The organism is Arachidicoccus sp., from assembly GCF_050436765.1.
In the GTDB taxonomy this organism is placed as follows: Bacteria; Bacteroidota; Bacteroidia; order Chitinophagales; family Chitinophagaceae; genus Arachidicoccus.
Window position 1 is genome coordinate 1 of record NZ_JBNQGD010000411.1, and the last position, 15591, is coordinate 15591.

The 15591-nt window shown below is 36.3% G+C and carries 12 protein-coding genes; 2 read left to right on the forward strand and 10 right to left on the reverse strand.

All coding sequences use genetic code 11. The features are described 5' to 3' along the window. Positions 1–648 precede the first annotated feature (648 nt). From ACQR30_RS17000 to ACQR30_RS17045, 10 genes are all read right to left on the reverse strand, one after another. A complete protein-coding gene (locus ACQR30_RS17000; protein ID WP_429736972.1) occupies positions 649–1500 on the reverse strand; it encodes a type 1 glutamine amidotransferase in 852 nt (283 codons plus the stop codon). A 41-nt stretch (positions 1501–1541) separates the two neighbouring features. Next, on the reverse strand, positions 1542–2642 hold the full coding sequence (locus ACQR30_RS17005) for a carboxylate-amine ligase (protein WP_429736973.1): 1101 nt from the start codon (positions 2640–2642) through the stop codon (positions 1542–1544). Between the two features lie 31 nt (positions 2643–2673). After that, a complete protein-coding gene (locus ACQR30_RS17010; RefSeq protein ID WP_429736974.1) occupies positions 2674–3636 on the reverse strand; it encodes an ATP-grasp domain-containing protein in 963 nt (320 codons plus the stop codon). 19 nt (positions 3637–3655) lie between these two features. After that, positions 3656–4360, reverse strand: a complete 705-nt coding sequence (locus tag ACQR30_RS17015) for an esterase family protein (protein ID WP_429736975.1) — start codon at positions 4358–4360, stop codon at positions 3656–3658. 125 nt (positions 4361–4485) lie between these two features. Next, on the reverse strand, positions 4486–5103 hold the full coding sequence (locus ACQR30_RS17020) for an OmpH family outer membrane protein (protein WP_429736977.1): 618 nt from the start codon (positions 5101–5103) through the stop codon (positions 4486–4488). A 307-nt stretch (positions 5104–5410) separates the two neighbouring features. Next, positions 5411–9700, reverse strand: a complete 4290-nt coding sequence (rpoC, locus tag ACQR30_RS17025; protein ID WP_429736978.1) for a DNA-directed RNA polymerase subunit beta' — start codon at positions 9698–9700, stop codon at positions 5411–5413. Between the two features lie 297 nt (positions 9701–9997). After that, positions 9998–10651, reverse strand: coding sequence for an NAD(P)-dependent oxidoreductase (locus tag ACQR30_RS17030; RefSeq protein ID WP_429736980.1), 654 nt, complete (start codon positions 10649–10651; stop codon positions 9998–10000). A gap of 62 nt (positions 10652–10713) precedes the next feature. Beyond that, a complete protein-coding gene (locus tag ACQR30_RS17035) occupies positions 10714–11121 on the reverse strand; it encodes an RrF2 family transcriptional regulator (RefSeq protein WP_429736981.1) in 408 nt (135 codons plus the stop codon). A gap of 236 nt (positions 11122–11357) precedes the next feature. Further along, the gene (mutY, locus tag ACQR30_RS17040; protein WP_429736982.1) at positions 11358–12440 is read right to left on the reverse strand and encodes an A/G-specific adenine glycosylase; all 1083 of its coding nucleotides are present in this window, start codon (positions 12438–12440) and stop codon (positions 11358–11360) included. 105 nt (positions 12441–12545) lie between these two features. Then, entirely contained in the window at positions 12546–13433 is an 888-nt protein-coding gene (locus ACQR30_RS17045) for a DMT family transporter (RefSeq protein ID WP_429736983.1), read from the reverse strand. A gap of 108 nt (positions 13434–13541) precedes the next feature. On the opposite strand from ACQR30_RS17045, the gene ACQR30_RS17050 reads away from it, so the two are divergent. Together ACQR30_RS17050 and ACQR30_RS17055 are read left to right on the forward strand one after the other, a co-directional pair. Continuing rightward, positions 13542–14309 (forward strand): ABC transporter ATP-binding protein, encoded by a 768-nt coding sequence (locus tag ACQR30_RS17050; RefSeq protein ID WP_429736984.1) that lies wholly within the window; start codon positions 13542–13544, stop codon positions 14307–14309. 9 nt (positions 14310–14318) lie between these two features. Beyond that, a partial coding sequence (locus ACQR30_RS17055; protein WP_429736985.1) for a hypothetical protein occupies positions 14319–15591 on the forward strand: 1273 nt, incomplete at its 3' end.

The window sequence follows — 15591 nt, forward strand, 5'->3', positions numbered from 1 at the left end:
TGGCAATCGTAAAAGCACATCATCACAAAGGAAAACTTACTTTGCAGATTTCTGCCGATGGTTTACAAGGAACAAGTATAGACATTGAGATGAAATAAAAGTTTCCCAGATTACTTTAAAGATAGAGGATAAACGAAACAGGCTGATAAGAACTGTTGGTCTGTTCGTTTATTATAACGAGCGTCGCAATGTCTAGGTGACTAATGCCTTTAATGATGATGACCTCTATAGATGTTTCATAGCGTCCGCGAGCCCGCTCACCAGTCACGTTTTTACTCCACCAGGAGCTTACTGATAGCTAAAGTGAGCTATTCTGAAGCATTAGAAATCCTACAGTTGCTCCATAGGTGTCCTCGCAAGTCTCTTACGAAGTTTTTAAGTCTTATACTGACAAAACAAAAATAGACAGTTTTTTAAATGTCCAAATATTTTGTGCCTTACATCCAATCCATGCTAAGGCGGTGAATGGGTTTTACGACATTATGTAAAAGCAAGCAAAAAAATGACAGACCCCCATAATATTTTTCGTTGTTAAACGATTTTAAGTTTGGAACAGAATTACCAAATGTGATTATTTAGGAGTAAGGATGAGGGTAAAGTTTAATCTTTAAACAGAAAATATTCGTTTAAAACTCTAATTATTCATCTTTAATAAACCATTGCCGGTATTAACCTTTGTTTTATAGCCATGTCTAAGAAGGTAGGTAAAATGACACTTTGGGTGAGTAATATCTTATCTTCATCCTCTAGTTTGTCCAGCATATCGAGATACTTGTCCTCTCCATGCTCATCTATAACGCGCTTTTTATTGATATCTTGCAGTAAATGCTCACGCATGCTCTTGGCATCTGCTTCAGGATGAAATTGAGTGCCAATCATTTCTTTGGAGAAGCGAATAGCCATAATTGCACGTTCCAGCGCGACATGAGGACGCTCTTTCTCAATGGCCAGAACCGTTGCACCCATTGAGTTTAATTGTTCAAAATTTGGCTGTATTACCTGGAAATCCCGGCTATCGACCGCATAGAAAGGTTCAGGTAGTTTCTCAAAAATGGGTTCTTCTAAACCACCCCATATTTTATGTATGGGAAATACGCCAAAAGAAGTACTTTTTCGTTTACATACCTTTCCAATTTTGAAAAATCTGCATGCTAATTGAAACGAATGACAAATGAAAAATACATACTTTTTATTCGCTCCGTCGGCAGCTTCTATATTATGCAGGTATAATTGATTAATTAACGAAAAATATTTATGCTCCCATTCCCAACTCTCTTCATCAAAGGGAGACCCTGGTCCGCCACTCGAAATATATATGTCGAAGGAGGTATCCGGTACTTCGTCTTTCTGCCTGACGTCAAATACCGTTGTTTTTATTGGCAATTCTTTTACTTCAGCATAGGTTGATACTATATTTAGAATACACCGTAATCCTTGGTTCTTGAAACCATTATTTAAATCCAAAACGGCAACTTTTATATATTGTTCATTTTTTTGCATCTGGCAAAGATACGATAAATTGATTTTATGGTAAACACCCGCTATTTTAGAAATTCATCACAAATAAAATCGACAACGCTTGTCAAGCTTTTAGTTTTTTGATAAATTGCTAATTGTTTGTCAGCACCGGTGCCCGATTCTAAAATTTTGAAAACAGTATTGATGGCATTACGTGAACCTAAATCATCTACTACATCATCAACAAAATCTAGCAGTTCCAATATTAATGATCTTACTGGAACTTCTTCCTCTTTCCCGAAATCTATTAGTAAACCGTCGATGCCATAGCGGGAAGCACGCCATTTATTTTCATTAATATAAAACCTTTTATAAATAATGTAATTCATATTTTGTATGCGCAAGCGATATAATTTTACACATATAGCCTGGAATAATGCAGCAATAGCTATTGTTTCATCGGTCGTTAGTAAGATGTCGCATATTCTAAATTCGATTGTATTATAGGAAGGGTGCACACGTAAATCCCACCAGATTTTCTTTGCACTATCAATACAATTTGTTTTTATCAAGACCTTGATATAATTGTCGTATTCTTCAATTGATTCGAAAAAATCAGGGATGCCTGTGCGTGGAAATTTGTCGAATACTTTTGAACGATACGATTTGAAACCGGTATTTCTTCCTTCCCAAAAAGGAGAGTTGGTAGAAAGCGCATAAATATGTGGCAAAAAGTATCGAGCAGAATTGGCGATATGGATGGCCATTTCCCTAGATTGAATACCTATATGGACATGTAACCCAAAAATTAAATTAGAACGGGCCGCATCCTGCATCTCATTTACGATCTCGTGGTAGCGCTGGTTTTCAGTGATGGATTGTTTATACCATAGGGAAAAAGGATGAGTAGCTGATGCGCCACATCTTAATCCTTCACTGTGTGCTATTTCTGAAATAGTTTTGCGTAGTAAGTGAACATCGTTACGAGCCTCTTCGATGTCTTTACAAATAGACGTGCCAACTTCAACAACTGCCTGATGCATCTCCGCTTTTACTTTATCTTTTTGCAAAACTGTTTCAGCTTGCTCAATGATTTTGTTTTGATGAGATTTTAATTCCCTGGTTTCAGGATCGAGAATCATATATTCCTCTTCAATACCTATGGTAAATTGCTGTGAACTCATGCTTGATGTTGTTATAAATATTATTTATCGCTTAAAACAATTTCTCTTTTTGGATAGCTGCTTGAATATATTTTCCCCAGGTAAGGTTATCTTTTAAGCCGTCATAATTAGCCGCTTTCTCAATGGCAAATTTTGCAGCATTCTCCACTACCCAATTAAAATTTTCTTGGCCAACTGAAGCTTTATCTGAATCAGGTACCGGGTTGCAAAAATCTATAGCGAATGGTTCATCTTTGCGTACTGCAAATTCCACTGTATTAAAATCGTAACCTAGGTATTGATTTATTTTCAGCACATCTTCTTTCATTCTTTTAAGCAGGGATGGTGATGGGATAAAATGGGCGTCATATCTGAGGTGGGGCTCATTGCGTGGTTCATAAGGCATTATTTTTACATATTTTCCGCCAATACAATAACAACGATAATATTGTTCAAAAACAATCTCCTCTTGCAAAAGCATTACCAATTGTTTCGTTTCAGAATGTTTTTCAAAAAATTGCTCTTGATTTTCTAATCGATAGACAGATTTCCAACCGCCACCTGCAAAAGGCTTCATATAAGCCGGAAATTGTATATAATCGAAAATGGTGTCCCAGTCTAATGGATAAGCTAGGTTGCGAAAGGATTGACTGGATGTATCATCAGGAAGATCAAATGAAGGAAGTATAACAGTCTTAGGGACAGAAATACCGATTTTGGTTGCCAGACAATTGTTGAAGAACTTCTCATCAGCGCTACTCCAAAATGGGTTATTGATTACAGCCGCACCGTTTAATGCTGCATTTTTTAAATATGCTCTATAAAAAGGTACATCGTGTGAGATGCGATCAACAATCACGGAGTATATTGTAGAGGCACCTTGGGCTACTTTATCTATTGACAGGAATTCGGCTTCAAATTTCCCTGCTGCTAATGCATTTACTTTATCTACAAAAGCCTGCGGAAAGCTGTTTTCTTTCCCAAATAAAATACCAATCTTTTTTGTGGTCGCCATTTGTTTTCTTTTTCAAGAGTTATAATACCGATAGATAGTGGGGGAACATATCTAGCCATAGAGGCCAGTCGTGAGGTACATCATTGCGAATGTCCAGCCAATGTGAAATACTTTTTTCTGTTAGTATTCTAGATAATTCTTTGTTCTGTTCTAAGCAAATATCTTGGGTACTTGTTCCTAAAATAATGTGCAAATTCCAAAGTGCTGCATTAAAGTTAGCCGGCAAATAATCTATTGGATTGTTAAAATAGACTGTATCGTTATATGCGCCATCAAGCTGTGGTTTGATATCAAAGGCGCCACTCATGGAGATGAGTCCATGAATCCTTTCTGGATGTTTAAAGGCAAAATTGGCAGCATGGTAGCCGCCGAAACTACAACCAGCAACAGTCGCAGTTTCCCAACCTGTTTCATACAATGCGCGCTCCAAGACTTCTTTCTCTATAAGCTGATCATATAGGCTATGATTGTATGCACGTCCTAAGGGATCTATATTCTTATTATACCAACTAAGGGCATCAATACTATCCGGGCAATAAATTTTTACAAATCCGTTATCAATAAACCATCTTGCCGATTCGATAAGCCCCCTGTCTTTAGCTTCATAATATTTTCCTAGTGATGTAGGAAATAGTATGACAGGCCTCCCGGAATATCCGAAAACGAGCATTTCTATTTCTCTGTTAATGATGGGCGAATGCCATTTGTGGTAGTTCTCTTGCAAGGCTTTCAGCGATTGAGTGGATTGTTAGGTTTATTGCCTAATCAAGGTACGAAGAATAACTATTGCAAAAACAAAAAAGCGCAAAGAAATTTCTTTTGCGCTTTTAAATATGAATTTTGAGATATTTACTTGCTTTTTTGCTTCAGACTATTTATATAGTTTTTATTCAAATTCTCTAACAATTCACTGGTAATGTCCTGTGTAGAATCCTTGTAATAGAAATAATCTGCTTCGTTTGTGCCAATTATATAATTATACCCCTTTTCTTTTGCGAAGGTTTTTAAATAGTCTTGTATACGTTGCTTTATTTCTTGCAATTTCATCGCTCTTTCCATGCTGAATGATTGATCTAATCTTTGCGCTTTTTCTTGATTATTCTTTTGCAAATCATTTAGGTTCTGAGTGTATTGGGTTTGTTCCGATTGAGAGAGAGTAGCCCCTTTTTGCACATATTCATTATATTTTTCCTTAAACTCATCCTGCAACGCGCTAATTTGCTTTTGTACCGACTTATCTTTTGAAATTAATTCTGCTTTTACGTCTTGTAAATATTTATAATTATAGTCTAAAGAATCTAACTCAAAATAGCCGATTTTAAATGAGCCGTCTGCCACATTATTTGAACTACTATGCTGAGCCGGAAGTATGCTAGCCTTTTGATTTTTTTCGCTGAATTGCAAGTAAAACAAAATAACAACTGCCACTATTAATACAATATTCGACGATACTAAAAATTTATTCATTCCTTCTTCTATTTTAATGATATTTAAGATGTGAAAATAAAGAAATAAAACTACTATATTGTTAAGTAAATTATTAATTTAAAAAATTATGCTACCATCTATATGGGAGTAAAATGGCAGGCTTTACAGATTCTTTAAAGTTTTTCGAATTTCTACTCTGGCTGTACTATAATTTTTGACCTATCTCTCTCACTATCGAAATCAGTTCCGCTAAAACCTTCGTCTGACTTTGCAAGGCTATTCGGAATAAAAAAAGCCTATAACAAATTTAATTCTGTCATAGGCTTTTATCGATTATATAAATCTTTTATTCTTCTTCGTCGAAAGACATTGCTTCACGTGCAGTAGTCAAAAGTTCATATTCCTCTTTACTACCTACGATAAGGTTTTCAAAATCACGAAGACCCGTACCTGCTGGTATCAAGTGCCCGGTTATGACGTTTTCTTTCAGTCCAGACATATCATCAGATTTGCCTTGGATAGCTGCGGAACTCAATACTTTTGTAGTTTCCTGGAACGAAGCCGCAGAAATCCAACTCGGTACACCCAAGGAGGCTTTAGTGATACCTAAAAGTACCGGATGAGCCGTTGCGGGGCTTGCATCTCTTACTTCCACCAACTTCTGATCGTTACGACGTAGTTGAGAATTTTCTTCTCTTAGCTCACGTACAGCAACGATTTGACCAGCCTTAAATTTAGAGCTGTCTCCAGAATCTGTTACTACTTTCTTGTCGAATATTTTATCGTTTTCTTCATTGAAGTCAAAGCGGTCTTCCAAATCATTTTCTAAGAAACGTGTGTCTCCAGCGTCCACAATTTCGACCTTTTTCATCATTTGGCGCACGATAACCTCAACGTGTTTATCGTTTATTTTTACACCTTGTAAGCGATAAACTTCTTGTATTTCATTTACAACATATTCCTGAACAGCATATGGTCCTTTAATACTTAAGATATCTATTGGAGCTATTTGCCCATCAGAAAGCGGTGTACCTGCTTTTACGAAGTCCCCATCTTGTACTAAGATTTGGCGGGTAAGCGGCACAAGATATTTTTTTACAATACCATCTTTTGCTTCTACTACTATTTCACGATTACCACGTTTGATATTTCCGAAAGTTGTAACACCGTCAATTTCTGCAACTACTGCTGGATTACTTGGATTACGCGCTTCGAACAATTCTGTTACACGTGGCAAACCACCCGTAATATCACCACCTTTACGCATAGTGCGTGGGATTTTTACAATTACCTGGCCTGCTTTTACTTCATCACCTTCTTCAGTCGCTAAACGACTTCCAGTAGGTAAGTTGTATGTTTTTACATCTTTGCCATTAATAATAATAGCAGGAAGCTTTGTTTTATCTTTTGTTTCGATAATTACTTTTTCACGGTGACCTGTTTGGTCATCAGCTTCTTCGCGATAAGTAATACCATCTAATATACTTTCGAATTCTATTGTTCCTGCCTGTTCGGCGATTACAACGTTATTGAATGGATCCCAAGTACAGATAATCTCACCTTTTTTAATCTTTTGACCATTCTTCACACTAAGTGTAGCACCGTAAGGAATATTATGTGTATTCAGTAATCTATCATTTTCTACATCTGAGATACGAATTTCACCGGTACGGCCAATTACGATATTTACTTTGTCACCATCGTTGTTTTCGGTAGCGACTGTACGCAAGCCATCAAATTGAATTGTTCCGTCGAACTTAGCTACCAAATTAGATTCAACTGAAGACGAACCCGCGATACCACCAACGTGGAAGGTACGTAATGTAAGCTGTGTACCTGGCTCACCGATTGATTGTGCGGCGATAATACCAACTGAATCGCCACGTTGTGCCATATATCCTGTAGCCAAATTTTTACCATAACATCTTACACACACACCACGCTTAGCTTCACAAGTTAAAACAGAGCGAATTTCTACTGTTTCCACTCCAGCTTCTTCAATTTCAATAGCCTTATCGTGCGTAATTTCTTTACCTGCATTGATGATTAATTCGCCACTTAGAGGATTGTAAACGTCGTGCAAAGAAGTTCTTCCCTCTATTCTATCAGAAAGCGGAGAGATAATTTCTTCATTGTCTTTCAATGCAGAAGTTGCAATCCCGCGCAGTGTACCACAATCTTCTTCTGTAATTACTACGTCTTGCGACACGTCTACCAACCTACGGGTAAGGTAACCGGCATCGGCAGTTTTAAGTGCCGTATCCGCCAAACCTTTACGCGCACCGTGTGTAGAGATAAAGTAATCTAATACGTTCAGCCCACCTTTAAAGTTGGATAAAATCGGGTTTTCAATAATTTCAGAACCTGAACTTCCTGATTTCCTTGGTTTAGCCATCAATCCACGAATACCAGCTAATTGTTTTACTTGTTGCTTGCTACCACGCGCACCAGAATCCAACATCATATAAACTGAGTTAAATCCTTGTTTGTCGGTTTGCATTTCGCGAATTAAAGTCTCTGTCAGGCGTGTATCTACTCTACTCCAGATATCAATCACCTGATTATAACGTTCATTATTGGTAATCAATCCTAAATTATAGTTTTCCCAAACTTCTTGTACTTCTTCTTTCGCTCTATTAAGCAATTCACCTCTTGTATCCGGGATAATTAGATCATTGATTGAGAAGGACAACCCACCCTTGAACGCCATACGGAATCCTAATTGCTTGATATCGTCAAGAAATTTAGCTGTTGCAGGCACATCGGTAATATTGATAATGTCTCCAATAATTTCACGGAGGCTTTTCTTTGTTAACAATGCATTGATAAATCCTACTTTAGCTGGTGTAAATTGATTGAACAAAACACGTCCTACAGTAGTTTCAATTAATTTATTAACTATTTCTCCGTTCTTTTCACGGACATTTGCTTTTACTCTAATGCTAGCGTGTAAATCTAAACGGCCTTCATTATGCGCGATAATTACTTCATCTGCATTGTAAAAAGTCATTCCTTCACCTTTTACTATCTCGGATGGTGTAGATTTTTTTACTTTGGTAATATAATATAAGCCCAAAACCATGTCCTGTGAAGGAAGTGTGATAGGCGTACCATTTTGCGGATTTAAAATATTGTGTGAAGAAAGCATTAATAACTGCGCTTCCAAAATTGCTGCACTGCTCAAAGGCACGTGAACTGCCATCTGGTCACCATCAAAATCGGCATTGAAAGACGCTGTAACCAATGGGTGTAACTGAATAGCTTTTCCTTCTACCATTTTTGGTTGGAAGGCCTGTATGGATAAACGGTGCAATGTTGGTGCACGGTTTAGCATTACTGGATGCCCTTTCAATATATTCTCTAAAATATCCCAAACAATAGCTTCTTTTTTGTCAACTAACTTTTTAGCAGATTTTACTGTTTTTACAATACCTCTTTCAATCAGCTTACGAATGATAAATGGTTTGAACAATTCAGCGGCCATGTCTTTTGGTAAACCGCATTCGTGCATTTTCATTTCAGGGCCTACAACGATAACGGACCGACCAGAATAGTCAACACGTTTACCTAATAAGTTTTGACGGAAACGACCTTGTTTACCTTTAAGTACGTCACTCAAAGATTTTAAAGCGCGACCACCCTCTGCTTTTACGGCATTGGATTTACGACTATTATCAAACAAGCTGTCCACGGCTTCCTGCAACATACGTTTTTCGTTGCGCAAGATTACTTCCGGTGCTTTAATTTCCATCAAACGTTTCAAACGATTGTTACGAATGATTACGCGACGATATAAGTCATTCAAATCTGAAGAGGCAAAACGACCACCATCCAAAGGAACCAATGGACGTAATTCTGGTGGAATTACAGGGATGTATTGCATTACCATCCATTCTGGCTGATTGGTAATACGTGTTTTTGCGTCACGGAAAGATTCCACTACGCTCAATCTTTTCAATGCATCTGCACGACGTTGTTGTGAGGTTTCATTGGCAGCTGCATTACGTAAGGTAAAACTCAAGCTGTCTAAATCTAACAATGCCAATAAATCAGAAACCGCTTCAGCGCCCATTTTGGCAACGAATTTTTGCGGGTCTTCATTTGGTAAATATTGATTATCTTTTGGCAAGCCATCCAATACATCTAAATATTCTTCTTCACTCAACAAATCGCCTATCTGATATTTATCTTCTAATACACCTGGTTGAATAATGGCATATCTTTCATAGTAAACAATAGTTTCTAATTTTTTGGAACTCATTCCTAAAAGATACCCAATCTTGTTAGGTAGACTTTTGAAATACCATATATGTACAATTGGCACTACCAATTTGATATGCCCCATACGTTCGCGGCGTACTTTTTTTTCCGTAACCTCTACACCACAACGGTCACATACAATACCTTTGTAGCGAATGCGTTTATATTTTCCGCAAGCACATTCATAATCCTTTACCGGCCCAAAAATCCTTTCGCAAAACAAACCGTCACGTTCTGGTTTGTAAGTACGGTAGTTGATGGTTTCAGGCTTTAAAACTTCACCAAAACTGCGCTCTAAAATGGTATCTGGCGAAGCGAGGCCAATGGTGATTTTAGAGAAGTTGGCTCTTGGGCGATTGTCTTTCTTGATTGCCATAAATGAATTTCAAATTTGAAAATAAAAACAATTGTGCTTTTTAATATTTTAAGCTAGAGTTTCTACAAATAAAAAAAACTGCAACACATTGTTATCCAATGCATTACAGAGTAACTGATACAGTACTACCTGCAGAAACCACCGCTAAAAATTGATAAAAACACAAAAAATCAATGTACATAGACTTGCAAAGGTAATATTTATCCATTAAAATAAAAAGAAAATTTACTCCTCTAATTTGTATTGCAAAATAAGTGCAGCATAAGCCATAAATTACTGCACTTATTTTTTCTTGGGTTAGTAAGCAGCTGTGAATCGACGACCTATGTGTTTCGGATTTTCCAACTCGTCCACAATGACTACCGCTAAATCTTCAACTGATAAAATGCTGCGTTGCTTGCTGTCAAATACAGGGTTTTCTAATCCGGTTCTGTATTTTCCCGTACGTTTCCCGGAAGTGCCAGCATGCATTTCAACAGCAGGACTAAAAAACGTCCAATCCAATTCTTTTTCTTCCCGCAAAATATTCAGATAATCTCTTGCCGATTGCGCGCCGGCTTTAAATTCTGCCGGAAATGCTGGAGTATCTACTAATTGCATTCCTTCAGCAATATATAGGCTGCCGGCACCCCCAATTATGATCAATCTTTTTACGCCTGACTTTTTTACACCAGCTTGAATAGCTTTAGAACCTTCCAAAAAATCATTATACAAGTTTGGATTCGTCCATCCTGCATTGTATGCGCTGACTACCGCATCGTTATTTGCAACACTTTCAATGACTTCTTTTTCATTTAAAACATTTGCTTTGCGTACAAATAAGTTCTTATGTTGCATTGCCAGCTTTTCTGGATGTCGCACAATAGCGTTTACTGTGTGGTTTCTGTTTAATAACTCATTTAAAATGGCTTTTCCTACAAAGCCTGATGCTCCGATTAATGCTACTTTCATTTTTTTTATTTTGAAATGATATGTGTAATAAAAAATATTACAGTTTTATTTGTGAAGAAAAATTATATCAATTGTTTAGAAAATTCTGCTAAAGTTATTTTTTCTAGATGATTTATTAAAGCTCTTTCCGCTTCTCTATATAGGTGATCAATATGCGTGTTTATTTGCTTCCCAATTGGACATGTAGGATTTGGGGAATTTGTCTTTCCTAAAACAGACACCGAATTAATAATTTTATAGATATCGGAGAGCAGGATTTTGTCTGCTGCTTCTACAAGTTGAGTACCACCCCCTTTTCCTTCTTTACTTTGGACAAAGCCAGCCTGTTTTAATTCAATAATAGCTTTTCGAACGATAACAGCGTTAATGTTGATGCTACCAGCAATATAGGAAGAAGAAAGTAACGCCCCTTTGTTGAGATCTAATAATGCAAGAATATGTAAATAAGTAGCAAACTGTACATTGTTCATACTGTAATAATATCGATTACAGTACAAAGGTACTAAAATCGATCAAAATACAAAATTTAGCATTTTCTTTTTAATATTCTTGATTCTAGTCTCTAATAAATCCCAGCTTCTTTATAAAGATATTATATTTGGGCTTGAATTTTATGAAACGAGTTTATTAGCTGTGACCCTTCGCCCAATATGAATGGGTGATAAAATTATGTATAAATTCAACATCTAATTTTTCATTCGCGGTATTAATTTCGACCGCCATTTTCATCGTATTTTTTTTCTATAACAACTTCCTCCAAATACTCTTTTGCCATTTTAGGGAAAGCCAAATTTTTGATTGCTTCTTTTTTCAACCAGGTTTGACTTTTTAAGGGAATGGGCTTCTGCAGAAGTTCTATTTCTACAAAAATTGCTTTAATTCTTTGATGGGTAAGTTGCTGAATCATCTCTTTTGAAACGCTGATGGATAAAGGTTTTTCGCCAAATTGATTTTGTGAGAACTCTTCAACAGCTTTTTCATTCCAATGTGGCTGTGCATCGGTTTCTACTAGATAAAATTCGTGTAGGTTTTGCCAAATGTCATTGGCTATTCTTTTGTGAACAAAAATTTCATCCTTTATATGCAAAACGAACCATGAAAAATACCGCACTTTTTTCGACAATACTTTTTCTTTTATCGGCAATAGGTTTACTTTTCCTTCCTTAAATGCGATGCAATTATTTTTCATTATGCAGTGGCTGCAAAGTGGATTGGCGGGCTTGCATACTGTGGCACCAAAATCCATAATGGCTTGATTGTACTTAGCTGCTTCTTTCTTCGCCAGGGAGATTTCAGCCAATTGGCTAAATATCCTTTTTCCTTCTGTAGAATCAATTGCTGTTTCAACGCCAAAAACACGCGATAATACACGAAACACATTACCATCTAATACGGCATATGGTTGGTTGTATGCAAATGAGCAAATAGCCGCCGCTGTATATGGCCCAATGCCTTTAAGCAAAAGCATTTCAGTATAGTTCATAGGAAATTTCCCCTCTAAATCATTCGTAATAAATCTTGCGGTGTGTAATAAATTTTTGCAACGATTATAATACCCTAATCCTTCCCATAATTTAAAAACCTTTTCATCTTTTGCTTTTGCTAAACTTTGAATGGTCGGGAAGCTTTCAATGAATCTTTCATAGTAACCCCAGCCTTGTTCAACACGCGTTTGCTGCAAAATTATTTCGCTCAGCCAAATTTTATAGGGATCTTTTTCCCCCTTCCAAGGCATTTGACGGACGTTCTCATATTCGTGCCAATGAAGTAATGATTTAGTAAAGGACATGGAAGAATTTGTGATAGTGAGAATAGGAGAATCTCGTAGTAAATATATATATTTATCAATTTAAAACAAAAATGAAAACTTTTAGTTTGTTTACTTATTTCATTGTCATTCTCTTGGAACTATAATTCTCGGCTGTTTGGTAATACTTCGCGTTTGGAATAATACTGCTGCGATGATCAAGACAAAACCAATATAAAAGGAAGATGATAAATCTTTGTTCTCTTTGTAGATTAAAAATGCCAATATTATCCCATAGACGGGTTCCAATGTAAGGGTTAAGTTCATGGTAAAAGCACTTAGATGCTTGAGTGCTTGTGTATAGAGAATAAAAGTAAAAATGGTGCAAACTATTGCCAAAATTATTAGCCAAACCCAATCAGAATGCACGGGTAAATAACTTTTTTCGGGGAAAAAATGATTATAGAACGGCATTAAAATACTAAGCCCAATAAAACCACCGGTTATTTGATAAATCGTGAGGGTTTCTGGTTTGAAATTGTCTACTAATTTTTTATTTAAAATAGAAACAATAACGGTTAAGAAGGTTGCCGCTATCCCAATATAGATGCCAACCGAGAAATGCACATTTCCCTTGTAAACTAAAAAGATACCCACAACTGTAAAAAGTCCAAATAGTAATTCTCTGGGATTAATTCTTCTTCTAAAAAATAGAGGTTCTAATACGGCCGAAACAAATCCGGATGCCGACAAACAAGTGAGTGCTACTGAGACATTAGAATATTTGATACTTCCATAAAAGCAAAGCCAATGACATGCAAGTATGGTTCCAATGCCACCAATGATCAAAAAGTTTTTAAAGGAGATTTTTTCTGTTTTTTTAAGTACAACAAAAAGTAACCACATGCACACAACAGTAATAAACATGCGCCACCAAACAAGAAGGCCGGCGTTAAGGCTGATTGCTCTTCCTAAAACACCAGTAAAACCCCACATAAAAACTGCTAAATGCAACTTAATTAACGCCGATTTCATGAACAAAATTTATGTAAAGTAACTGTAAGAATTTTAATATGGATAAAATGTTTATAGCTAAGCGGTTTTAAAAAGATGGAATTGACCTATATTGAGTCAAATTTCTCTATGGAACCAATCATTTCTATTCGGCAGCTCGTGAAGTCTTATGGGACAAAAGAAGTCCTAAAGAATATTAATCTGGATGTTTTCCCCGGTCAAGTTGTGGGTTATATTGGCCCGAATGGGGCCGGGAAAAGTACGACTGTGAAAATCCTTTGTGGTCTCATTAATGACTTTGAGGGAAGCGTAACCATAAAAAATGTGGATATGAAGCAAGATCCCACTAAGGCAAAAAAGCTAATTGGTTATGTTCCCGAATCAGCAGAATTATACGATGTATTAACACCTATGGAATTTTTAACTTTTATGGGCAATTTGTATGAGTTGGATGAAAAAATCTGTAATAATAGAATTGTAAAATTATTAGCTGCTTTTGGTCTGGATAATAATATAGACCAAAGAATGGAAAGTTTCAGTAAGGGTATGCGTCAGAAAGTTTTGATTGCTTCGGGTATTTTGCATAATCCTGATATTATTATTTTGGATGAACCTTTAGGTGGTTTAGATGCAAACAGTGTAATTGTAATCAAAGACTTAATTAATCGTTTGGCCAAGGAAGGCAAAACGATATTTTATTGTAGTCATATGATGGACATTGTTGAAAAAGTAAGCGATCGGATAATTTTAATCGATAATGGGAACATTGTAGCCGATGGAAGTATTGAAGAATTAAGAGCCCAGCAAGGAGATCAAAGTTTGGAGAAAATATTTTCACATCTCACCAATACCAATACAGACGGTGCTTCCGACGATTTAATGAACGCCTTTAACTAAACCAATCTTATGAACCTTCTTCGTATCATCGATTCGATAAACTTGTTTTTATTAAAATTAGCAATGGCTCCGGCTGCTTTTTACAGGAAAATGGGGGTAAACACGTCGCAACTTTTTGCTATTCTGAAAACTAAACTTATTATTGATAATCGCCGACCATTTTCCTTAAAATCAATGGGGCGCAGAGCAAAACGAACCAATAGTAATGCGACTGTTGCTACGCTATTTTTGAGTTTTTTATATGGACTTATGTTTTTGTATGCTAATGCCTTCGATGGATTGGAATTACAGATGACCGTGATTTTCAGTCTGTTTATATTTATGCTTGCTTCTATTTTAATTAACGATTTTACGAATGTGTTGATCGATGCTCGAGATAATTATATTATTTTACCAAAGCCCGTCAACGACCGTACCATCGTTGTTTCCAAGGTTCTACATATATTTTTACACATTGTGAAAATCATCGTTCCTATGATGATTCCGGCGCTTATAGTGGTTGCGATAAGTTATACTATAACTATTGTATTGGCTTTTATTGTGATGGTATTATTTGCTACGTTGTTTACGGTATTTTTAATCAATTTAATTTATGTAGTTATTCTAAACCTTGTATCTGCTACACGTTTTAAAGCTATTCTGAGTTTTATCCAAATTTTTTTTATTGTTGTTTTGTATGGCGGGTTTCAGCTTCTACCCAGGATGATTAAGCCAAATACTTCTATACATTTATCTCAAAGCAAGACCATTGTTTTGCTGCCATCCTATTGGTTCGCAGCAGGTATAAAAACTTTAGGTACTTTTTCAGCCACGCCCGACGAAGTCTTATGTACCTGTTTGGCCATTTTAATTCCAATTCTGTCTTTATATGTTATGATTAAATTTTTGGCACCGGTATTTAATAGAAAGTTGAGTTCTATCAACGAATCTTCCAATAAGGTGACTTCTAAAACTGATACATCGAAAAAACACACTACACGAAAATCTTATAGCGGGTTGCTGGCAAAGTTTTTTACCAGAAACAGTTTGGAGAAAATGGGCTTTTTGTTTAGTTGGAAAATGAGTAGTAGGAGTAAAGATTTCTATATGAAAGTTTATCCTTCCTTTGGTTATATCCTGGTTTTGGTTGTCGTTATTTTCTATAGAGACAACCATATAAAAATGACCGACCTTGAGCATATAACTATTGCAAGCAAGGTATTGAGGTTTTGGCTATTAGGTGTTGTATATTTTACCGGACTGGTATTGTTTACCGTGCTTGCACAAATGCCTTTTTCTGAAA